The organism is Listeria sp. MAN/IMW/UF555, assembly GCF_058684075.1.
Map to the genome: position 1 here is coordinate 598,168 of NZ_JBZWZS010000001.1, position 21,506 is coordinate 619,673.

The following is a 21,506-nucleotide window of genomic DNA, read 5'->3' on the forward strand; positions in this document are numbered from 1 at the left end:
ATTCTCCAACCACTCCTTAATTTGTTTACTGTCCTATATTTTACCAAACTTTAAGCCATCGTAAGTTACAGATACATTACAAAATAAAATAATGTGATTTTAAATATATTTTTGTTAAAATTTTAGACAAATTCAGCTTACTTTTTCATAAAAAAACATCCCTCCACTGGAGAGACGTTTTTTAATTTTAGCGTATCGTTATTTCTTTGTTATCTACATAAGCAACTTGTTCGACTTGGTTAGTTGAGTTTTCGCTAATTAATCCCTTGAAAGATTTGCCTGTTGCTACTAAAGTTCCAAATAAAATGGTTAGTGCAATTAAAGCCGTTAAAAGAAATTTATCAAACAGAGTTAATCGATACTTATTAGCATTTGGATTAGGATAAACCTTTTTCTGTGGAGCTTTTTGATGTTCTTTATGTTCTTTTTGATATTTTTTCTTGTAATCGTTTGGTTGTTTATTAAACCATTTTACAAATTCATCATATTTTTGAGCAACTTCTTTCGCCTCGCCCATTTCACGAATTTCGCCGTGATGCATCCAGATGATTCTGTCACACAAACTTTTAACTTGTCCAAGTGAATGACTGACAAAGACGATAGTTTTTCCACGTGCTTTGAATTCATTTATTTTATTAACACATTTTTCATAAAAAGTTTGATCTCCTACAGATAAAGCTTCATCAATAACCAAAATATCAGGGTTAGTATGCACAGAAATTGCAAAACCTAGACGTGAACGCATACCACTCGAATAGTTTTTAATTGGTTGGTTAATGAAATCGCCAATATCAGCAAATTCAATAATACTAGGCATTAGTTTGTTAATTTGGGAACTTTTCATACCATGCATAAGTAATTTTAAGCGGATATTCTCATAACCTGTCAACGGACCTTTTAGCCCCACCGCAATGGCAATTAAAGAAGTTTCTCCATTAATAACAACTTCTCCTTGTGTTGGCGGGATAACACCTGACATAATACTAGAAATAGTCGACTTACCGGAACCATTAATCCCGATTAAACCAACTGTTTCACCATCATGAATATCAAAAGAAACGTCTCGTAAAGCCCAAAAGGATTGCATTTTTTGACTTTTCGGCATGAACAAGCCTTTAATCTTATCTGATTTATTTTGATAGAGGTCATATTCTTTCGACACATGTTTAAATGCTATTTTAATATTTTTACCCATCTGTCTAACCTCCTATAAATAATCCACGAAGCGTTCGCGGAATTTCATGTGCAGTGTCGCTCCAACAAATAATAGTGTTATTGTAATCAACCAGAAATACATCGTGTAAGACGGAGATTCCCAAAAACCTCTATTCATTAAGAAAGTTTCTCTAAAACCATTGACCACATAGTATATTGGATTTAATTTTAATAAATGAACTAACCATTGTGGCAACATAGTTTCTAAATTCCAAACAATCCCCGTTACATAGAAAAGTACACGCATAACGGATTGCAACATAATATAATAATCTCTAACTAAAACACTAATAGTTGCATTAAATAATGTAACACTAAATAAAAAAGCAATCATTGCTACAAAATAATACAAATATTGGCCCCAATAAATCGTAACAGGAGTTCCATTTAAGGCAAGTAATCCAAGCAAAATTACCATCATCGTAAAGTAGCTAGTTAAATTAGAAACAATCGTTATATTCGGTAAAATACTCATTGGGAAATTCATTTTTGAAACCATACCTATTTTATTATAAATACTATTCGCACCTTGTAAAATAACCGCACTAATAAAGAACCAAGGAATAATCCCAGCCAGCATCCATTCAATATAACTTGCATCGGAACCAGATTTTGCATTCATACCGAATCCAAACACGAAATAATAAATAGCTATTTGGATTAATGGGTTTAAAATCTGCCAAGCTAGCCCTAGATAATGACTTTGATATGTAGCCTTATCTTCATAGCGCGCAATGCGAAATATCATTGGTAAATTTTTAATTTGTTCTTTAATAACTTCCATAACTTGTTTCACAAAAACACTTCTTCCCGAAAAATAATATGGTTTTAAAAACCAGATTCAGCTCACTATTTACTTATAGGCAACTCCTCCACTTAAAACCAAGTACACCTTGTTTGTATTATTTGTCGTCTAAGTTGCCGTATTCTTGCTGTTTATGCATGATCTTCTAAGTGTAAATTGCTTTCTTTATTAGGTGAATCACTTTACTAATAAGCTTTAGCAAAAAATCCACCCTATGTTAAATTACCTTAAAAGTCGTTTTTTGTAAAGCTTCTTCTGTCATTATCAAAGAATTAGTTTTCAAAAACTGCTTGAATATCTGCTGCACCTTCTAATAATCTTGGACCTGGACGACTTAATTTATTCGCATCCATTTCAAAAATCTGTTCATTTTTAACAGCTGGAAGGTCTTTCCATGCAGCACGTTTTAAAATAGTTGCTTTTGCATCTGGATAAACGGATAAAATAATATCCGGTTTTAATTCTACAACTTTTTCTTCATTATATGGAATAAAACCAGTTTCGGTAACGATATTTGTACCACCAGCAAGTTCAAGCATTTCATTCATAAACGTTCCTTTACCTGCTGTATATAAGTCTGGGCTAATTTCAATCCACACTTTTGGAGATGTTTTCAGCTCTTTGGCTTTCTTTTCAACTGCGGCTTTTTGTTTCTCCATCGAGGCAGTTACGTCTTTTGCTTTTTGCTCTTTTCCAGTTAATTTACCAATTGTTTCAATGGAATTTTCGACTTCTTTTAAATTAGTTGCATCTGGCACGACAAAGACATTAATTCCTGCATCTTTGAGTAATTGATAAGCGTCTTTTTCAGTGGCAAGCATAGACTCATGACCAAGTACTAAATCTGGTTTAAGTGCGATAATTTTTTCAGTGTCTACAGTAGTTGAAGTAACTTTTTCGATTTTTTGAGCTTCTTTAGGATAATCATCGTATGCCGAAACACCTTTTACTTTATCTCCCAAATCAAGCGCAAATAAAATTTCAGTGTTACTCGGTATTAATGAAACAATTTTTGTTGGTGCTTCTTTTAAAGTGATTTTTTGCTCTGTTGCATCTTTCACTTCAATTTTCTTTGTTTTTTCTGTTGGCGCTTTTGTTTCAGTATTCCCGCATGCAGTTAAAATCACAAGTAATAATACTACGGCAATTCCTTTAAACCATTTCATATGTAAGTTCTCCTTTTTTAGAAAAAACGGGTGCGAATATAGCGCTATTGATTCGAAAAAACGTCTGTTTACTACGTTTAAAATATCGATATTTAAAGTTTGCTACTTTAAATTAGCGTTATATTCCCACCCGTTAATCGTTTATGTTTTTTTATTTTCTGTTTACTTCAATTAATAGATCACCAGATTCGATAGTGTCGCCGTCAGAAACATAAATGCTACTAACTTCTCCATCGAATGGCGCTTGAATGGTTGTTTCCATTTTCATTGCTTCTGTGATTAATAATGGATCACCTTTTTTCACAGAGTCGCCTTTTTTCACAACAACTTGAATAACGGAACCTGTCATTGTAGCTCCAACATGTTCTGGGTTTGTTGTATCAATTTTACGGCGGGCAATAACTGTTGATTGAACATTCATATCTTGGATGTTGATTTCACGTGGTTGACCATTTAGTTCGAAATAAATGACACGTGTTCCATCCGCAATTGGTTCACCGATAGAATTAAGCTTGATTAGGAGGATTTTTCCTTTTTCAAGTTCTACTTCAATCGTTTCACCTAAGCGCATACCTTTGTAAAATGTTGGTGTATCAAGGACTGTTACATCACCATATTTACTAATCATCTCTTGATAATCTAGGAATACTTTTGGATATAAGATATAGGAAATGACATCTTTTTCAGATGGTTCATAGCCCATTTTCTCTTTTAGTTCAGCTTTGACATCTGCAAAGTTAACTGGCTCCATAAGAGCTCCTGGACGATCTGCAAGTGGCGTGCGTCCTTTGAGTACTAATTTTTGAAGTTTTTCTGGGAAACCGCCATATGGTTGGCCAATTTCGCCCATAAAGAATTCGATAACGGAATCTGGGAAGTCGATAGTATCGCCTTTTTCGTAGACATCTTCTTCTGTAAGTTCGTTTTGAACCATAAATAGTGCCAAGTCCCCAACAACTTTAGAAGATGGTGTAACTTTAACGATGTCTCCAAACATTTGGTTTACAACAGTGTACATTTCTTTTACTTCATCCCAACGATCGCCAAGCCCAACAGCAATTGCTTGTTGTTGAAGGTTGGTATATTGACCACCTGGCATTTCATGGATATATACTTCTGTTTGAGGCGAGTTAAGTGCGTTGTCAAAGTCTTTATAATAATGACGAACATCTTCCCAGTAATGATTAATAATTTGGGAGTTTTGTGCGTCTAGGTTGGTTTGACGATTACCATTAACTAATCCGTAATAAAGACCAGTCATACTTGGTTGGCTTGTCGCTCCACTCATCGCACTTGATGCTACGTCAACAATGTCAACGCCTGCACTGACTGCCGCTGCATACGTATAAATACCGTTACCGCTTGTGTCATGCGTATGAAGGTGGATTGGAACATCTACTGTATCTTTTAATTCACCAATTAAACGGTAAGCCGCTTGTGGTTTTAAAAGCCCAGCCATATCTTTAATTCCTAAAATATGCGTACCTTGAGCAACGAGCTCTTTCGCCATATCTTTATAGTAGTCAATCGTGTATTTCGTTCTTGTGTCATCATCAATGTCTCCTGTATAGCAGATAGTAGCCTCTACGACCTTCCCTGCTTCACGAACAGCATCAATTGACACTTCCATGCCTTTGATCCAGTTTAAGCTATCAAACACCCGGAATACATCGACACCGGATTGCGCTGATTGCTTAACGAATTCGCGAATAACATTGTCTGGATAGTTTTTGTATCCAACAGCATTGGCTCCGCGAAGTAGCATTTGGAACATTACATTTGGAATTTGTTTTCTAAGTGTTTCCAGGCGCACCCAAGGATCTTCATTTAGGAAGCGATAAGCTACATCAAAAGTTGCCCCGCCCCACATTTCAAATGAGAACATATTTGGTAATAAATGAGCCATCGCATCTGCTATTTGGAAAATGTCTTTCGAGCGAACTCGTGTCGCAAGTAAAGATTGGTGCGCATCCCGAAGTGTAGTGTCTGTTAAAAGCACTTCTTCTTGTTTTTTCACCCAGTCTACAACGCCTTCTGGTCCTTTTGCATCCAAAATTTGTTTAGTTCCCGGTGCGATTTGCGAACCATAAGGAATTTTAGGCAAACGTGGCTCTGCATATACAGGTTTGTCACGGTGCTTAATTCCTGGGAAGCCATTTACTGTTACATTACCAATATAGCGCAACGTTTTCGTACCACGGTCGCGAATATGTGGGAATTTAAATAGTTCAGGCGTAGTATCGATAAAGCTTGTATTATAATTACCACTTGCAAAATCCGGATGGCGAACAACATTTAATAAGAAAGGAATGTTTGTTTTCACGCCGCGGATACGGAATTCAATTAAGTTCCGACGCATTTTGCGCGTTGCTTGCTCAAATGTCATGCCCCAAGTACATAATTTTACAAGTAAAGAATCATAAAACGGTGTTACTACTGTTCCTTGGAAACCATTACCAGCATCTAAACGAACACCAAATCCACCTGTAGAACGGTATGTGTCTACTCGACCAGTATCTGGCATAAAGTTATTAAGTGGATCTTCAGTAGTAATACGGCTTTGAATTGCAGAGCCGTGAATATGGATGTCTTCTTGTTTAGGAATAGCCACTAGCTGATCGTGAAGCGCATAACCATCTGCAATGAATAGTTGAGATTGAACAATATCAATCCCTGTAATCATTTCAGTAATTGTATGCTCTACTTGCACACGAGGATTTACTTCAATAAAGTAAAAATTATCGCCTTCAACTAAAAATTCTACTGTTCCCGCATTGATATAATCAACGTTTTTCATTAATTTAACTGCTGCATCACAAATACGGTTACGAAGTTCAGAAGTAATCGCATTACACGGAGCAACTTCCACTACTTTTTGGTGACGGCGTTGAATAGAACAATCACGCTCAAATAAATGAACGATATTACCGTGAGTGTCACCAAGAATTTGTACTTCAATATGTTTTGGATTCATAACACATTTTTCTACGTATACTTCATCGTTTCCGAAAGCGGCTTTTGCTTCAGAAGACGCACGTTCAAAACTTTCTTTCACATGTTCTTTTGATTCTACGACACGCATACCACGACCGCCGCCTCCAAGGGAAGCTTTAATCATTAAAGGATAGCCGTTCTTTTCACCGAATTCTTCTACTTCTTTAATACCAGCTACCGGACCATCACTGCCTGGAATTACTGGAATATCAGCTAATAGAGCTTGTTCTTTTGCTTTAATTTTGTCGCCAAACATATCTAGGTGTTTTGATTTAGGACCAACGAAAATAATGCCTTCTTGCTCACAACGACGAGCAAATTCAATGTTTTCGGACAAGAAACCATATCCCGGATGAATCGCGTCTGCACCAGATTCTTTAGCAATTTCAATGATGTTTTCGATATCTAGATACGCATCAATGGGCTTTTTCCCTGCTCCAACCAGATAGGCTTCATCTGATTTATACCGGTGAAAACTACCAGTATCTTCTTGTGAATAAATAGCCACTGTTTTGATTTTGAGTTCAGTACATGCACGCATAACGCGGATAGCAATTTCTCCACGGTTTGCTACTAATACTTTTTTAATTCGATTCATTTTTTTCCTCCTAACCAACACTGATCTGTTCTATACTTGATACGATGCCTAAATGGACGAAATGATTATGTATACTTTTAAGCTCTCCCTTTTTTAGGCTGTAAAACGGTATATAACTTCAATTATAGTATTAAATGCCATCAGATGTAAATTATTTTCTTTCTAAATATTTAAAACAATATCGAAAACACGAATAAACTGGCTATAAACCGCCAATAACATGCGGTAAAACGAAAAAAGAAAAAGCCAATTAAATGACTTTTTCTTTTGAAATCTATCGTCTTTTTTGCTTTTTGGGAACTTCTTTTTTAGAACCATCTGCACTATACAAACGGTGATATTTATTAAACATCGAAATATTTGCTACAATTCCAAGCATCATGGAAAGAACCATTAATGAAGAACCACCGTAACTGATAAATGGAAGTGTTACCCCAGTTAGCGGGATAAGTCCACTTGCACCGCCTAAATTAATAAATGCTTGAATAGCAATCAAACTTGCAATCCCGTAGCACATTAATGAAGCAAAAGGATCTTTCGCCCTGAGTCCGGTAGAAATCGTTTTAAAAATAATGAAAAACAGCGCTAAAATAATGAACATTACGCCAAACACGCCTAATTCTTCTGCAACTACAGCGATAATAAAATCGGTATGCGCTTCAGGTAAATAGCCTAGCTTCTGAACACTTTCACCGAGACCTTGCCCAGAAACACCACCTGATCCTATTGCATAAAAGGAATTAATTAGTTGATGTCCTTCTTTATCTGCGTATTCAAACGGATTCATAAAAGTCGTAATCCGCGCTACTTTTGTTGGTGATACGATTTCCGTTCTGACTTTATCTGGTAAAGCGAACAAAATTAGTGTAAGGGCGACAATGACCCCGACTCCAATTCCAATTAGTTTCATAATTGTTCGAAGTCTCATCCCAGAAGCAATAATAATACAACAACCAACAAGGAAAATAATAAACGCAGTACCTGTATCCGGTTGAATCGCAATCAAGAAACAAACAAAAGCAAGGAAGAATATTGGTGGCAAAACACCGCGGTTAAAGTCATCAATGTAACTTTGCTTTTTCGCATAAATTGCAGACATATAAATAATGACAGCTAATTTTGCAAATTCCCCGGGTTGAAGTGAACGCGGTCCAACTACTAGCCAACTATTCGCATTATTCACCGTCTTCCCAACTAAGAAAATCAGTAACAAAACGCCAATTGACCCAAATACAATTAACATAAGAACTTTATTGTTTTGATAAAACTTAAAAGGGATAAGCGCAAAAAGAGCAAAGAAAATAAAGCTAATTATGAAGTTTTTTACTTGGCGTGCATAAAAGTAGTCAGCAGGTAAATCTTTACCAATAGCTAAAGACCAGCTTGCGCTATAAATCATTATAATTCCAAATAAACAAAGCACTATAAAAACAGCAATAAATGCATAATCATATGATTTTAAAATTCGTTTTAACATTGGCATCTTCCAATCCCTGAGAAGTTACTATCCCATCTTGTATTCTATTCTTTCTATTATAAAGGAAAAGGCCTTCAAATGAAAAGAAGAATTGCCTCCTTCTTTTGGCTCATTTTTCCTGCCAAACAAAAAAAGATGTCAGAAAGAATCAGACATCTTTTCAATTTAATCATTATTTTTTGCTCATGGAAAGTTCATGTAGCGCGGATAATTCTTTCTCCAGTGTGGAAATTAATTTTTTTCCTTCTTCCGGTTCAATTAGTCCTAGGCGGGTTGCAAAATTAATTTCACGGGATAAGCCATACATCTGTGTATCAAGAACTTCTTCATATGCTGGACATTGCGGTAATGTTAAATTATCCATTTGAACTTTAATCAACTGTAAGATTCGTTTTGCGTCTTGTTTTAAAAGCTCAATTGCCTCTTCTCTGTGATCTATCTTTTTATTTGCCATCACAGAACCCCCTATCATCCGCTATAATAAGCGCTTTATTTTCATCTTAAGAGAACCCTTAAGTAAAATTTAATACTAGATAAGTCTAGTATATCACAAATTAAAAGCCACGCAAGCATGAATAGGCTAAAATTTTTTGAAAAATCCGCTTTTACTCGCCTTTTTCGATAATCGTGCTATAATACTTGTGTGAGGTGAAGATAAATTGAATGCAAAATGTATCTTATGCGAGCGTGTAGACGAACTAGACAATCGTGAATTTAAAACAAAGCAATTACGTAATAAACCAATTAGAATGTATTTATGTCCTGAATGTGAACATCGTGTAGCTATTAATACCATCAGTCGCGTTAATTCTGGTCATTTTAATTTCCATAAACCAGTTGTAATGTCGAATAGTGAGTTAAAGAATTTAATAGAAAGTACGGAGAAATAAAAAAACCGCCCAATTAACTGGGCGGTTTTTTTCTATTTTACTGGAAAGGAAACAACAACGTCGTCGCCAGCTTTTGCTTCTGAAACAGTTGAATCAAATTTATCGGGGTTTGGTACACCGAGTTTCGAGTCAGCTGCTAGGTCATTATACACAGCTTCAGTCATGGTGAAAGTTAATAGACCACGCGCTGTTTTACCGGCTGCGAAGTTATTGGGATCAGATTTACTTCCGATAAGATGGAAATTAGAAGGTACAAAGTTATCTAAACTACCTCCTACAAATTCATTCGCTCCTACAAGGGTAATTTGATCGGCTTTATACATTTTATCTTTTGAAGATGTGTTTTTGATAGAAATATCTAATGTAATAACATAACCATCTTTATTTGCTAAATAACTTTCTGGATTGCTCGCACTTACTGATTTGTTTGCTCCAACAACATGTTCTACTTTGTACTGGTTAACATCAATGGTTAAATTTTGAAAGATTTTTTGGAATGACGGACTGCTTGACAAATAAGTTGTTGTCACTGTTCCACCAAGTACAGAAGCTACATTAGATGTTTTAAATCCACTGGTAGATAGAGAAAATGCTGGTGTTGAGGGAGTGTTTGTATTTGACTCTGTTGAATTACCGCCGCTTTTTGCAGGTGCATTTTTTTCAATATCCGAGCTACCTTTAGTTACTACACCTTTGTCATCTGTTACAGAGTCTTTTACTGTATCTTTTTTCTCAGTATCAACTGTTTTGTTTGTATCTTTTGGTGTAGATGTGGCTTTTTTTGCTGTTGTTTTTTTATCTTCATTATCTTTTGCGGTGTTTCCATTTGCATAAACTCCAATTACAACCCCACCGATAAGAAGTACCACTAATACTGCAAGAATAATTATCCGTTTTTTCATAATACTAACCACCTTTTCTACTTACTTATAATATACCAAATAGCTATTCATATTACAATAGTGTTACAAAGACATTATTTTATTCCCTGTTTTCCTCCTATTAATGCATAAAAAAAGCCAAATAAATTTTTAAAAGATACAAATATCTCTAAAAAAACTATTTGGCTTATTTTTAAATTAATTATTCAGCAGTTTTTGAACGTTTTGCTGCTTTTTCACGTTCGTTTTTGTTTAGAATTTTTTTACGTAAACGGATGGATTCTGGTGTAACTTCACAGTATTCATCTTCGTTTAGGAATTCTAATGATTCTTCTAATGATAAGTGACGAGGTTTTTTGATAACGTTGGTTTGGTCTTTGTTAGCAGAACGAATGTTAGTCATTTGTTTTGCTTTTACAATGTTTACAGCGATATCGCCTTCACGGTTGTTTTCTCCAACGATCATACCTTCGTAAATATCAGTTCCTGGTTCTACAAAAATAGTACCACGATCTTCTACTTGCATTGTTCCGTAAGTAGTAGATTTACCTGTTTCCATGGATACAAGAACACCACGGCTACGTCCACCAACGCGACCTTTTTGGATTGGTTGGTAGCTATCGAATGTATGGTTGATAATACCATAACCACGTGTCATTGAAAGGAAATCAGTTGTATAACCGATTAATCCACGAGCTGGAACCATGAATTGTAAACGAACTTGGCCGTTGCCGTCGTTAATCATGTTTTTCATTTCGCCTTTACGTTGGCTGATAGATTCAATAACTGAACCCATGAATTCTTCTGGAGTATCAATTTGAACGTCTTCTACCGGTTCACATTTCACGCCATCAATTTCACGGATGATTACTTCTGGTTTAGAAACTTGTAACTCATAACCTTCACGACGCATCGTTTCAATTAAGATAGACAAGTGAAGCTCACCACGACCAGATACTACCCATGCGTCTGGAGAAGCTGTTGGTTCAACGCGTAAAGATACATCCGTTTGAAGTTCTGCAAGTAAGCGTTCTTCAATTTTACGGCTTGTTACGTGTTTACCTTCACGGCCAGCAAAAGGACTGTTATTTGTTACAAAAGTCATTTGCAAGGTTGGCTCATCAATACGTAAAAGTGGAAGTGCTTCTTGGTGGTCAAATGGTGTTACTGTTTCACCAACGAAGATGTCTTCCATTCCTGCAAGTGCTACTAAGTCACCCGCTTTTGCTTCTTTAATTTCGTCACGTTTTAGTCCGAAGAAACCGAACATTTTCGTTACACGGAATTGTTTTACTGTGCCGTCTAGTTTAATTAAGGCAACTGTTTGTCCTACGTGCATTGTTCCACGGAAAACGCGGCCAATACCAATACGACCAACATAGTCATTATAATCAAGTAAAGAAACTTGGAATTGTAATGGCTCGTCGCTGTTATCAACTGGAGCTGGAATATGTTCAATAATAGTGTCTAAAAGTGGTTTCATTGTTTCTTTTTGTTCTGCTGGGTCGGATTCAAAGCTTGAAGTTCCGTTAATTGCAGAAGCATAAACAACTGGGAATTCTAATTGGTCGTCGTTCGCACCTAGTTCGATGAATAATTCTAGTACTTCATCAACAACTTCTTCTGGGCGAGCAAAGTCACGGTCAATTTTATTTACTACTACGATTGGAGTTAGGTTTTGTTCTAGTGCTTTTTTTAGTACAAAACGTGTTTGAGGCATAGTACCTTCATACGCGTCCACTACTAAAAGAACACCATCAACCATTTTCATGATACGTTCTACTTCTCCACCGAAATCGGCGTGTCCAGGTGTATCCATGATGTTTACGCGTGTATCTTCATACTTAATTGCTGTATTTTTCGCTAAAATTGTAATACCGCGTTCTCTTTCTAAATCATTGTTGTCCATTGCACGTTCTGCAACTGTTTCATTGTCGCGGAAAGTACCTGATTGGCGTAGTAATTGGTCTACTAGTGTAGTTTTACCATGGTCAACGTGGGCAATAATTGCTACATTACGAATATCATTTCTTAAATTCAATCTTGTTTCCTCCTAAATTAAAAATCCAAACATTTATCGTGAAGATTAGCCAAAAGAAAGAGGAAAATAGATTTATTTTCCTCCGTCGCTATCGTCTCGTTTAAATCAACTTACCTATTATAGCATAGCTGAGCGGATTTAGCACTATTTTTATTTTCTGAAAATGAGTTTTTTTATGTTGAGCGCTTTCTTTAAGGCAGGTAGTTGTCTAATAGGGTTTGATGAATTTTTGGTGCTGCAACGATGGAACTTCCTTTTTCCAGCATATTGATTTTTGAGCCGTCAATTCGGGTGACAATTCCCCCTAATTCTTCCACGATAATTTTTCCAGCAGCAATATCCCACGGAGCTAAATTAGCCGAAAGATATGCCCCTGCTCGCCCGGTTGCAACGTCCATATATTCAAGTGAAGCTGCTCCGTGAAGTCGTAGTCCTCTTGAGGCTTTTACGGCTTCCCACATAGTTGGAAATTTTCTAGTCACACTTAGATTGGCAATTAGTAGTGCATCTTGCAAATCCATGTCTTTATCGATTTTAGGAATTTGTTTGCCATTTACTGTTGCGCCTTTTCCTTTTTCCGCGAAGTATAGTTCATCCCGAGCTACGTCATAAATATAAGCCAAGTGCCCTACTCCATCTTGATAAATTGCAAGTGAAATGGCAAAATCTCGTTGTTGCTCAACAAAATTAAGTGTGCCGTCGATTGGATCAAGAATCCAAACAATTCCATTTAAATCGGTCACATCATCTGACATACCTTCTTCGCCAAATAAGCGATGGTTTGGAAAATGTTCTTTGATTTGTTTGACAAAAAAAGCTTCTGTTTCTTTATCCATGTTTGTCACTAAATCATTTCGGCCAGACTTTATATCAATGTCTAATGTTTCTTTAAAAGATTGTTTGATTTTTGCTGCTGCTTCCATAATCCATAACCTTGCTAAATAATCTATTTTTTCGCTGTCCATGCTAACACCTCTTTTAGACTCGTTTTGTTTATTTTATCACAAAAATGAATTATCTGAATAGAACAAGATTCTTTCACTTAGAACTTAACTTCCGTATAATGAAACTATATGCAAAATTAGGAGGAAAACAGATGACTTTTAAAGGATTTAGTAAGAAAGATTTTAAAACAATGCAAATTCCTGGTCTGGACGCACGTATGGCTGGAATTCAAAATGATATTCAGCCGAAATTTAAAGCAGTTGGGGAAGAATTAACTACTTATTTAAGTGCCAAACTTGGCGATGAAATGTTTTTACATATTGCTCGTCACCAAAGACGTTCGGTTAACCCACCTGAAAGCACATGGCTTGCGATTTGCCACGATAAACGCGGTTATAAAAAGCATCCTCATTTTCAAGTAGGACTTTTTGATAATTATTTATTCATCTGGCTCGCTTTTATTTATGAAAATGAAGAAAGTGCAAAAATCGCCAATCGCTTTTTGAAAGAAAAGAAACTACTTGCTGAATTACCTGATACATTTGCGATTTCGCCAGACCATACGGAAGAGAAAACATACCCGGTGCACGGCGGTCAACTTGACGCAACGCTTAAACGGTTCCGTGATGTAAAAAAAGGTGAATTTTTGGTAGGCAAAATTTATCTGCCTGATGATAACCATTTGTCACCTGGAAAAGACTTCATCAAAGAGGCTGAAATGGTACTTGATGAGCTTATTCCGCTTTATAAGGCTGCTCTTCAATAAAAGATGTACAAATGACTATAATCTAGGTATAATGGTAGAGTTGTGAATTACTATGGTTTGAAGGAGTTGAGGAACGTGAAAAAGGAGCAGCAAACAGCAAGTGACCCTGGTCCACATCGAAGTATTCATACAGGTGATTTTTCACGGGAACGATACTCTAACCGCGTGAAATTTACCTGTTAAAAAAGGAGGTAAAAAGCATGCATCAAATTTTCAAATCAGATGAAAACGGCAAATTAATTGAATTAGAAGAAGTAACACGCAACTGTTGGATTAATATAGTTGCCCCTACTTCAGAAGAAATTAATAAAATTGCTGATAACTATGAAATCCCTTTGGAGTTCTTAGAAGATCCACTAGATAAAGATGAAAGTGCCCGTATTGAACGCGATGATGATTCAGATTCCGTTTTAATCGTCTGTGACTTTCCAGTAGTTGATGAAGATGATATTCATTATGCTTCATTTGAAACGATTCCGATGGGGATTATTATTACAAAGGACTACTTTATTACGATTTGTACGATTGATTCTTCTATTGTACAATCATTTATTAGAAACCGTATTAAAGGCTTTTATACGCACATGAAAACACGATTTGCCTTACAAATTCTATATATGATTTCAACTACGTTCCTGCGTCACTTAAAACGCTTGAATCGCCAAACAGATGAAATCGAAAAAGAACTACATGAATCTATGAAAAATAAACAACTTTATGATTTAATGGGAATTGAAAAAAGTTTAGTTTACTTTGTAACAGCCCTTAAATCGAATAAAGTCGTACTCGATAAAATGATGCGTCAAAATATCGTTAAAATGTACGAGGAAGATCAAGACTTACTAGAAGATGTTATTATTGAGAATCGTCAGGGTATCGAAATGGCGGAAGTTCATTCGAATATTTTAAGTGGGATGATGGATGCTTATGCTTCAATTATCTCCAACAATATGAATATCGTGATGAAATTCCTCACTTCTTTTACTATCATTTTGACGATTCCAACGATGGTTTTTAGTTTTTATGGAATGAACGTGAAATTACCGTTTATGGAAACACCTTTAGCTTGGATATTAACGCTTGGTTTTGCTTTTGGGATTGCCGGAGCGCTTGCGATTGTATTCTGGCGGAGGAAATTCTTTTAAAATAAAAAACGAATGTATTGCCTATCAATTTAGGCAATACATTCGTTTTTTTATTTAGCTAATTCGCCGTCAAGTAAGTCGCGTAACTCTTCAGGGCTAATGTGCTCATCAAAAATATGTTCACCAACAATTACAGTCGGTACAAAAACAACATTTGCCGCGTTTGCTTCAGCGATTATTTTTTCAGATGCAGCTTTGTTGTCTTGCTCTGTTAGGCCTAGCGTAGACTCCATATAATCAGCTACTTCTGAAAGACTTAGGCTACCCCATTCATCTTGGGTGCTATAGATTTTATTGATGGTTTCACGCGTTTCTTCTGGTTTAGAATAATCTAAGTAACGATGCGCTACATTTCCGCGTTGTAAAGATTCTTTTTCTTTATCAAATGGTTTAATGATTAATTCGATTTTTCCTGCTTGAATATATTCAGTTAAGACGTCTTTAGATTTTTCATTCCACTCACGACAAAATGGGCAACGTAGGTTAATGAATGTCATTACTTTAACTGGAGCTCCCTTTTCACCTACGTGTATTCCTGTTTCTGGTGTTACTACTTCTGCTTTAATTTGACTAATATCCATGAAAAAAATTCCTCCTCTTAATTATGGTTGCATTTTTATTTTGCTTGTTGTTGCGTTTTTTACGAGTTGCATGACTTTATAGGCCGAATAACCACTTGCTTTTTCAAAGTCTATGCCAATCCGTTTTTCTTCTCCTTTTGCAGGTACTACTTGTTTAAATGCTCGGTATTTTTCTTTGAGTTCAAGTGTATCAATACCTTTTTCATATGCTCGTTCGATAGCTTCTAAAAATTGTACAACAATCGTCATTTCTTCGGTTGTCCAGTCTGGATTTAGTGGATAACTATATTCCATTAACTAATTCCTCCCTTATTATGCAGTAACCCCAATTTCTCGGTAGTTTTTGTTGTAATTCGCTTTAATTCTTTTTGTTCGTCATCGGATAGATTTAACTCCAGTAATTCTCTGACTCCCTCAGCGCCTACAACAGCTGGTACGCTAACGAAAACTGGACTTTCTAAGCCATATGCTTCCTTCACTTCTACGCCTACTGTAAGCACCCTTGCTTCATCTCGTAAAATGACTTCTGTTAATTCAGCGAGCACAGTTACAGTACTAAAGCGGAAACTACAGCTATCTTTAGTTTCAACAGGAAAATCAGGAATTTTTGTAATCATGTTTGTTAAATTTTGTAAATCATCCGATGTGATTCTTTTTTGTTCTTCGGCTAAATAACTTAAAATCGGTTTGCCACCAAGGAAGGCTCGACTCCAAACGGGAATGACATCCTGAGTACTCTCTCCAATAATATAGCCATGCACGTTTTTAGGACTGATTTTAAATAACTTAGCAATTTCTACTTGAAAATAAGAAGTTGCTAGCATGGTGCCAAGTGTAATAATTTGATTTGCCGGTAAGCCAGAAAAACGTTTAATTAATGAGGCAACAATATTGCTTTCGGCAGTCGCCACTAACACTATTCCTTGAAAACCAGTCGCCATCATCTTCTTCACTTTTTCTTTGATTAATGCTAAATTATCTTCATTTGAGAAAGACTCATTTGACATTTCTTCTTGAAAAAAAAGGACGAGATCCGCACTTCGACATTCATTAAAGGTTCCTGTGTTAACCGTTGCTGAAGAATGATAGTAGCTCGCATATTCAAAGTCTTGCACACTTGTTTTAGCTTGTTCGTCTATTAAGTAAATCTCGGCGGGTAGTTTTTTTAAAAGAATTGTATGAATGTAGAGATTTTGTAGATTACTTCTGCCGATAACGACAATCTTTTTCTTCTTAGATGGCATATGGGTCTCCTCCTCATCAAGTCTCTTATTGTTATTTTAGCATGCTTCTACGGCAAAAATAAAATAACTTGACCGCATAAATAAAAAGCAATGCTCATTCGCTTTGCTTTTTACAAAATAATCTTATTTTAAGCCATTTCACGTCGTTTTACTTTTAAATAATGCGTTGCAAAACAGAAGAAGATTGGTAATACATAGCTAACGATAATAAGAATAATTACTTCTAAGATTCCTTTACCGATGTAGCCACCAGTCATTTTTACAAAGCCCGTAATTGGGGTTTCGAGAATTTGAATAACGGAACGCCATCCACCTGTATCATGCATGTGATGAATAAATCCTACAATAAAGGCCACAATCGTTAATAAAAAACAAATTCCTGCTACTACATACGCAAACCAAAATAGAGCTTTCTTCCAAGTTGCTGTTTGTTTCTCCATTTTTTCACCTGATTCAATTAGATTTGACTTGTTACGTTCACTTGTTACATTATACTCCTTTTTTTCTAAAACGGATACTTTAAATATTTCAAAAAATGAACTAAAAGAGTTTTTGTGAAATTACGAACTTATTTATATAGATAAAAAGCGGAAATACCCATAAAGGATACTTCCGCTTTAAGTTGATTACATGTGAATTGGACGACCTAAAGCAAGTTCAGCTGCTTCCATTGTAAGCTCTCCAAGGGATGGATGAGCGTGGATAGTAAGCGCGATGTCTTCAGCTGTAATACCTGATTCGATTGCTAAGCCGATTTCTGAAATAATATCAGAAGCGTTCATTCCGGCAACTTGTGCACCGATAACTAGGCCATCTTCTTTACGAGTAACTAGACGAACAAATCCTTCAGGTGCATCTAAAGAAAGCGCACGACCGTTACCGCCGAATGGGAATTTAGCAGCTTTTACATCAAAGCCTTTTTCTTTTGCTTCTTTTTCTGTTAAACCAACTGTTGCAAGTTCTGGGTCACTGAAAACAACAGCTGGAAGTGCTGTATAATCGTTTTCTGCTTTTTCGCCAGCAATTGCTTCAGCAGCGATTTTTGCTTCATAGCTAGCTTTGTGAGCTAGAGGAACACCAGGAACGATGTCACCAATTGCGAAAATGTTAGAAACGTTAGAGCGACCTTGTTTGTCAACTTCTACTAAACCGCGTTCTGTTACTTTAACGCCAGCTTGTTCTAAACCGATTTCGTCTGTATTTGGACGACGACCTACTGTTACTAAAACATAATCAGCTTCGATAGTTTTTGTTTCACCGTTAGCTTCATAAGTTACTTTAACGCCGTTTTCAGTTTCTTCAGCAGATTTTGCAAGTGCTTTAGTAACCATTTCAACGTTTTTGCTTTTCAGATTACGTTTAACTAGGGAAACCATGTCTTTTTCGTATGTTGGTAAGATTTCTGGACCGCCTTCAAGGATAGTTAGTTCTGTACCAAGGTTAGCGAATGCTCCACCTAGTTCTGTTCCGATATATCCGCCGCCAATTACGACTAATTTTTTCGGAACTTCAGTTAATGCAAGTGCACCAGTCGAGCTTAATACACGTTTACCATATTTGAAACCTGGGATTTCGATTGGACGAGATCCTGTTGCAATGATAACGTTATTGAATGTATAAGTTTGAGCGGAGTCAGGGTGGATCACACGCAGGGAATGATCATCCACGAAGAACGCTTCTCCTTCTAACATTTCAACTTTATTTTTCTTAAGAAGGCCTTTAACACCTGATGTAAGCTTGTTAACTACGCCGCCTTTCCATTCTTGTGCTTTTGTGAAATCTAAGTTCACGTTGTCCGCTGTAATACCCATGTTATCAGAGTGTCCAGCTTCTTTAAAACGGTGACCGATTGTGATAAGTGCTTTAGAAGGAATACATCCAACGTTTAAGCACACACCACCGTAATATTCTTTTTCAATAATGGTAACTTTTTGTCCGAGTTGTGCAGCTCGGATTGCGGCTACATACCCACCTGGGCCTGCACCGATGACTATGGTGTCTCTTTCTTCTGGAAAATCGCCTACTACCATTTTGTTACACCTCCATTAGTAATAATTCTGGGTCGTTTAATAAACGTTTAATATTGTTCATTGCTTTTTGAGCAGTCGCGCCGTCAATTACACGGTGGTCAAAGCTCAAGGAAAGCGCTAGTACTGGTGCTGCTACAATTTCGCCATCTTTTACGATAGGTTTTTGAGCAATACGACCAACACCTAGGATAGCAACTTCTGGGTAATTAATTACTGGAGTGAACCATTGTCCGCCGGCAGAACCGATATTAGAAATAGTTGCGGAACCGTGGCGCATTTCGTCAGCTGTTAATTTACCATCACGTGCTTTTCCAGCTAGTTCGTTGATTTCATCAGAAATTTGGAATACGGATTTTTTATCAGCATTTTTAATTACTGGCACGTATAAACCGTGATCTGTATCTGCTGCGATACCAACGTTGAAGTAATGTTTGTAAACAAGTTCTTCTGTCGCATCATCTAAAGTTGTGTTAAGCACTGGGAAGTCACGAAGCGTTGCAACAAGAGCTTTCACCATATAAGGTAAGAAAGTAAGTTTGATACCTTTTTCGGCAGCTACTTCTTTGAAACGTTTGCGGTGAGCCATAAGTGCAGTTACTTCGATTTCGTCCATTAAAGTAACGTGTGGAGCTGTATGTTTTGAGTTTACCATTGCTTTTGCAATCGCACGACGAGTTGGTGTTAATTTTTCGCGTGTTTCTGGGTAAGCATCGGAGCTTGCAACTGGTTGTTTTGCAGCTGCTTTTTCTGCTTTTGGTGCTGCTGCTTTTTCTTCTGTTTGAGCAGTAGTTGTTGCTGCAGCTGGTTGTTCGCCGTTTAGGAAAGCATCGATATCAGCTTTAACTACGCGGTTATTTTTTCCAGAGCCTGCTACTTCAGCGATATTAACGCCTTTTTCACGAGCATATTTACGTACAGAAGGCATTGCAATTACAAGGCCATTAGGATCTTTTTTAGATGATGGAGTTCCGTTTCCACCTGTAGCTGGAGCGGAAGTTGCATCGTTGTTTGTAAGTTCAGCTTCTTCTGCTGGAGATTCTGGAGTAGATTCATGGCTAGCTTCTCCTTCAAAATCACCTTCAAATGTTACTAATACTTGACCAACTGTTGCTACTGTTCCTTCGCTAACTAAAATATCTTTAACAGTTCCATCTACTGGAGAAGTAATTTCTTCGACAGATTTGTCGTTTTGTACTTCAAAAATGGACTGATCTTCTTCTACTTTATCGCCCGGTTGAATAAACCATTTAACAATTTCGCCTTCATGAATTCCTTCACCAATATCTGGTAATTTGAATTCAAAAATTCCTTTTCCGCTAGCTTGTGCGGGTGCTGGAGTTGATTCTGTGGATTCTGCTTTTGGTGCTGCGCTTTCTTCTTCGGCGTCGTCTTCGTGACCTTCTACGCCATCAAATGTTACTAGTACTTGTCCAACTGTAGCAACTGTACCTTCAGCAACTTTGATTTCTTTAATTGTTCCTGAAACTGGAGAAGTGATTTCTTCCACTGATTTGTCGTTTTGTACTTCAAATAGGGATTCATCTTCTTCAATCTTATCGCCTGGTTGTACAAACCATTTAACGATTTCACCTTCATGGATACCTTCACCGATATCCGGTAATTTAAATGAATATGCCATTTTATTAAGCCTCCTGTAATTTCTAAGGTTCAGATAAACTGAACCTTAGTATAAAAATATTTCTTTCCCCTTCTAAAACTCCCCATAAGTTTTAAAACGGTCATTATGAATTAAAATGCAATAACTTCTTTTACTCGTTCAATGATATCGTTATGATTTGGTAACCAAACTGTTTCTGCTTGAGAGAACGGGAATACGCTATCTGGAGCAGCAACACGCATAACTGGTGCTTCTAGAGAAAGGATTGCATGGTCGTTAATTTCTGCAACGATATTAGCTGCAATACCTGCTTGTTTTTGTGCTTCTTGAACTACTACAGCACGGTTTGTTTTCTTAACGGAAGCAATGATTGTTTCCACATCAATTGGGCTAATTGTACGTAAATCGATAACTTCTACAGATACGCCATCTTTTTCAAGAGCTTCTGCTGCTTTCATTGATTCTTGTACCATAGCACCGTAAGTGATGATAGAAACATCAGTACCTTCACGACGAACAGCTGCTTTACCAATTTCTACTGTGTATTCGCCTTCTGGAACTTCTTCACGGAAAGAACGATATAATTTCATATGCTCTAAGAAAATAACAGGATCGTTATCACGAATTGCAGAGATTAAAAGACCTTTTGCATCGTATGGAGTGGAAGGAATTACCACTTTTAAACCAGGAGATTGAGCCATTAATCCTTCTAAGTTATCAGCGTGCATTTCTGGTGTATGAACTCCACCACCAAAAGGTGCGCGAATTGTAATTGGAGCAGTACGAGTTCCGCCAGTACGGTAACGCATACGAGCCATTTGACCAGCAACGGAATCCATTACTTCAAATACGAAACCGAAGAATTGAATTTCTGGAACTGGACGGAAACCTTCAAGTGCAAGACCGATAGCAAGACCACCGATACCAGATTCTGCTAGAGGAGTATCGAATACACGATCTTCGCCAAATTTTTCTTGTAATCCTTCTGTTGCACGGAATACGCCGCCGTTTTTACCAACGTCTTCCCCAAAAACTAATACGTTTTCGTCTTTTTCAAGTTCTACTGCAAGCGCATCTGTAATCGCTTGAATCATTGTTTTTTGCGCCATG

19 protein-coding genes are annotated in these 21,506 nt (G+C 36.8%); 3 read left to right on the forward strand and 16 right to left on the reverse strand.

Translation table 11 applies throughout. From position 1 onward, the window contains the following. Window positions 1-187 precede the first annotated feature (187 nt). The 6 genes from tagH to AC4PG8_RS02980 form a co-directional block, all read right to left on the reverse strand. A complete protein-coding gene (gene tagH, locus AC4PG8_RS02955; protein WP_003761633.1) occupies window positions 188-1,195 on the reverse strand; it encodes a teichoic acids export ABC transporter ATP-binding subunit TagH in 1,008 nt (335 codons plus the stop codon). Between the two features lie 12 nt (window positions 1,196-1,207). Next, entirely contained in the window at window positions 1,208-2,011 is an 804-nt protein-coding gene (locus AC4PG8_RS02960; RefSeq protein ID WP_112119753.1) for an ABC transporter permease, read from the reverse strand. A gap of 281 nt (window positions 2,012-2,292) precedes the next feature. Continuing rightward, window positions 2,293-3,186 (reverse strand): ABC transporter substrate-binding protein, encoded by an 894-nt coding sequence (locus AC4PG8_RS02965; protein ID WP_045554633.1) that lies wholly within the window; start codon window positions 3,184-3,186, stop codon window positions 2,293-2,295. 151 nt (window positions 3,187-3,337) lie between these two features. Next, the gene (locus AC4PG8_RS02970) at window positions 3,338-6,778 is read right to left on the reverse strand and encodes a pyruvate carboxylase (protein WP_003761630.1); all 3,441 of its coding nucleotides are present in this window, start codon (window positions 6,776-6,778) and stop codon (window positions 3,338-3,340) included. 274 nt (window positions 6,779-7,052) lie between these two features. Next, window positions 7,053-8,255, reverse strand: coding sequence for an FtsW/RodA/SpoVE family cell cycle protein (locus AC4PG8_RS02975; protein ID WP_077957580.1), 1,203 nt, complete (start codon window positions 8,253-8,255; stop codon window positions 7,053-7,055). A gap of 172 nt (window positions 8,256-8,427) precedes the next feature. Further along, window positions 8,428-8,709 (reverse strand): Fpa/YlaN family protein, encoded by a 282-nt coding sequence (locus AC4PG8_RS02980; protein ID WP_003761623.1) that lies wholly within the window; start codon window positions 8,707-8,709, stop codon window positions 8,428-8,430. 205 nt (window positions 8,710-8,914) lie between these two features. Here AC4PG8_RS02980 and AC4PG8_RS02985 point away from each other — a divergent pair, with 205 nt between their 5' ends. After that, window positions 8,915-9,145, forward strand: a complete 231-nt coding sequence (locus AC4PG8_RS02985; protein WP_003766370.1) for a YlaI family protein — start codon at window positions 8,915-8,917, stop codon at window positions 9,143-9,145. A 32-nt stretch (window positions 9,146-9,177) separates the two neighbouring features. On the opposite strand, the gene AC4PG8_RS02990 is transcribed toward AC4PG8_RS02985, so the two are convergent. The 3 genes from AC4PG8_RS02990 to AC4PG8_RS03000 all read right to left on the reverse strand — a co-directional run bounded on the left by AC4PG8_RS02990 (window position 9,178) and on the right by AC4PG8_RS03000 (window position 13,032). After that, window positions 9,178-10,047, reverse strand: coding sequence for a DUF5068 domain-containing protein (locus AC4PG8_RS02990; RefSeq protein ID WP_492170007.1), 870 nt, complete (start codon window positions 10,045-10,047; stop codon window positions 9,178-9,180). A 181-nt stretch (window positions 10,048-10,228) separates the two neighbouring features. Further along, window positions 10,229-12,067 carry a translational GTPase TypA gene (typA, locus tag AC4PG8_RS02995; RefSeq protein ID WP_003771308.1) on the reverse strand — a complete coding sequence of 613 codons (1,839 nt, stop codon included), beginning with the start codon at window positions 12,065-12,067 and terminating at the stop codon, window positions 10,229-10,231. Between the two features lie 191 nt (window positions 12,068-12,258). Beyond that, window positions 12,259-13,032 (reverse strand): inositol monophosphatase family protein, encoded by a 774-nt coding sequence (locus AC4PG8_RS03000; protein ID WP_003766365.1) that lies wholly within the window; start codon window positions 13,030-13,032, stop codon window positions 12,259-12,261. Between the two features lie 131 nt (window positions 13,033-13,163). On the opposite strand from AC4PG8_RS03000, the gene AC4PG8_RS03005 reads away from it, so the two are divergent. Beyond that, entirely contained in the window at window positions 13,164-13,778 is a 615-nt protein-coding gene (locus AC4PG8_RS03005; RefSeq protein ID WP_185504778.1) for a YktB family protein, read from the forward strand. 200 nt (window positions 13,779-13,978) lie between these two features. Further along, the gene (locus tag AC4PG8_RS03010; RefSeq protein WP_003736222.1) at window positions 13,979-14,923 is read left to right on the forward strand and encodes a magnesium transporter CorA family protein; all 945 of its coding nucleotides are present in this window, start codon (window positions 13,979-13,981) and stop codon (window positions 14,921-14,923) included. 50 nt (window positions 14,924-14,973) lie between these two features. On the opposite strand, the gene AC4PG8_RS03015 is transcribed toward AC4PG8_RS03010, so the two are convergent. From AC4PG8_RS03015 to AC4PG8_RS03045, 7 genes are all read right to left on the reverse strand, one after another. Beyond that, window positions 14,974-15,504 carry a DsbA family protein gene (locus tag AC4PG8_RS03015; RefSeq protein ID WP_003761610.1) on the reverse strand — a complete coding sequence of 177 codons (531 nt, stop codon included), beginning with the start codon at window positions 15,502-15,504 and terminating at the stop codon, window positions 14,974-14,976. A gap of 21 nt (window positions 15,505-15,525) precedes the next feature. Further along, on the reverse strand, window positions 15,526-15,798 hold the full coding sequence (locus AC4PG8_RS03020) for a UPF0223 family protein (RefSeq protein WP_003722685.1): 273 nt from the start codon (window positions 15,796-15,798) through the stop codon (window positions 15,526-15,528). After that, window positions 15,798-16,748, reverse strand: a complete 951-nt coding sequence (locus AC4PG8_RS03025; protein WP_492170008.1) for a Rossmann-fold NAD(P)-binding domain-containing protein — start codon at window positions 16,746-16,748, stop codon at window positions 15,798-15,800. Before AC4PG8_RS03025 ends, AC4PG8_RS03020 begins: the two co-directional genes overlap by 1 nt. Before the next feature lie 128 nt (window positions 16,749-16,876). Next, window positions 16,877-17,188: a hypothetical protein gene (locus AC4PG8_RS03030; RefSeq protein ID WP_003725567.1), complete on the reverse strand. Its 312-nt coding sequence runs from the start codon at window positions 17,186-17,188 to the stop codon at window positions 16,877-16,879. 186 nt (window positions 17,189-17,374) lie between these two features. Continuing rightward, complete coding sequence (gene lpdA, locus AC4PG8_RS03035) at window positions 17,375-18,778, reverse strand: dihydrolipoyl dehydrogenase (protein ID WP_003727021.1); 1,404 nt, start codon at window positions 18,776-18,778, stop codon at window positions 17,375-17,377. Between the two features lie 4 nt (window positions 18,779-18,782). Beyond that, window positions 18,783-20,417, reverse strand: coding sequence for a dihydrolipoyllysine-residue acetyltransferase (locus tag AC4PG8_RS03040; protein WP_003730099.1), 1,635 nt, complete (start codon window positions 20,415-20,417; stop codon window positions 18,783-18,785). 110 nt (window positions 20,418-20,527) lie between these two features. Further along, window positions 20,528-21,505, reverse strand: coding sequence for an alpha-ketoacid dehydrogenase subunit beta (locus AC4PG8_RS03045; protein WP_003722680.1), 978 nt, complete (start codon window positions 21,503-21,505; stop codon window positions 20,528-20,530). Window position 21,506 lies beyond the last annotated feature (1 nt).

Coding starts and splice junctions, on each gene's coding strand:
- AC4PG8_RS03015 (WP_003761610.1), bottom strand. CDS start 15,504: ATGGATATTAGTCAAATTAAAGCAGAAGTAGTAACACCAGAAACAGGA.
- AC4PG8_RS03010 (WP_003736222.1), top strand. CDS start 13,979: ATGCATCAAATTTTCAAATCAGATGAAAACGGCAAATTAATTGAATTA.
- tagH (WP_003761633.1), bottom strand. CDS start 1,195: ATGGGTAAAAATATTAAAATAGCATTTAAACATGTGTCGAAAGAATAT.
- AC4PG8_RS02965 (WP_045554633.1), bottom strand. CDS start 3,186: ATGAAATGGTTTAAAGGAATTGCCGTAGTATTATTACTTGTGATTTTA.
- AC4PG8_RS02975 (WP_077957580.1), bottom strand. CDS start 8,255: ATGTTAAAACGAATTTTAAAATCATATGATTATGCATTTATTGCTGTT.
- AC4PG8_RS02980 (WP_003761623.1), bottom strand. CDS start 8,709: ATGGCAAATAAAAAGATAGATCACAGAGAAGAGGCAATTGAGCTTTTA.
- AC4PG8_RS03025 (WP_492170008.1), bottom strand. CDS start 16,748: ATGCCATCTAAGAAGAAAAAGATTGTCGTTATCGGCAGAAGTAATCTA.
- AC4PG8_RS03000 (WP_003766365.1), bottom strand. CDS start 13,032: ATGGACAGCGAAAAAATAGATTATTTAGCAAGGTTATGGATTATGGAA.
- AC4PG8_RS02970 (WP_003761630.1), bottom strand. CDS start 6,778: ATGAATCGAATTAAAAAAGTATTAGTAGCAAACCGTGGAGAAATTGCT.
- AC4PG8_RS03030 (WP_003725567.1), bottom strand. CDS start 17,188: ATGGAGAAACAAACAGCAACTTGGAAGAAAGCTCTATTTTGGTTTGCG.
- AC4PG8_RS03045 (WP_003722680.1), bottom strand. CDS start 21,505: ATGGCGCAAAAAACAATGATTCAAGCGATTACAGATGCGCTTGCAGTA.
- lpdA (WP_003727021.1), bottom strand. CDS start 18,778: ATGGTAGTAGGCGATTTTCCAGAAGAAAGAGACACCATAGTCATCGGT.
- AC4PG8_RS03040 (WP_003730099.1), bottom strand. CDS start 20,417: ATGGCATATTCATTTAAATTACCGGATATCGGTGAAGGTATCCATGAA.
- AC4PG8_RS02990 (WP_492170007.1), bottom strand. CDS start 10,047: ATGAAAAAACGGATAATTATTCTTGCAGTATTAGTGGTACTTCTTATC.
- AC4PG8_RS03005 (WP_185504778.1), top strand. CDS start 13,164: ATGACTTTTAAAGGATTTAGTAAGAAAGATTTTAAAACAATGCAAATT.
- AC4PG8_RS03020 (WP_003722685.1), bottom strand. CDS start 15,798: ATGGAATATAGTTATCCACTAAATCCAGACTGGACAACCGAAGAAATG.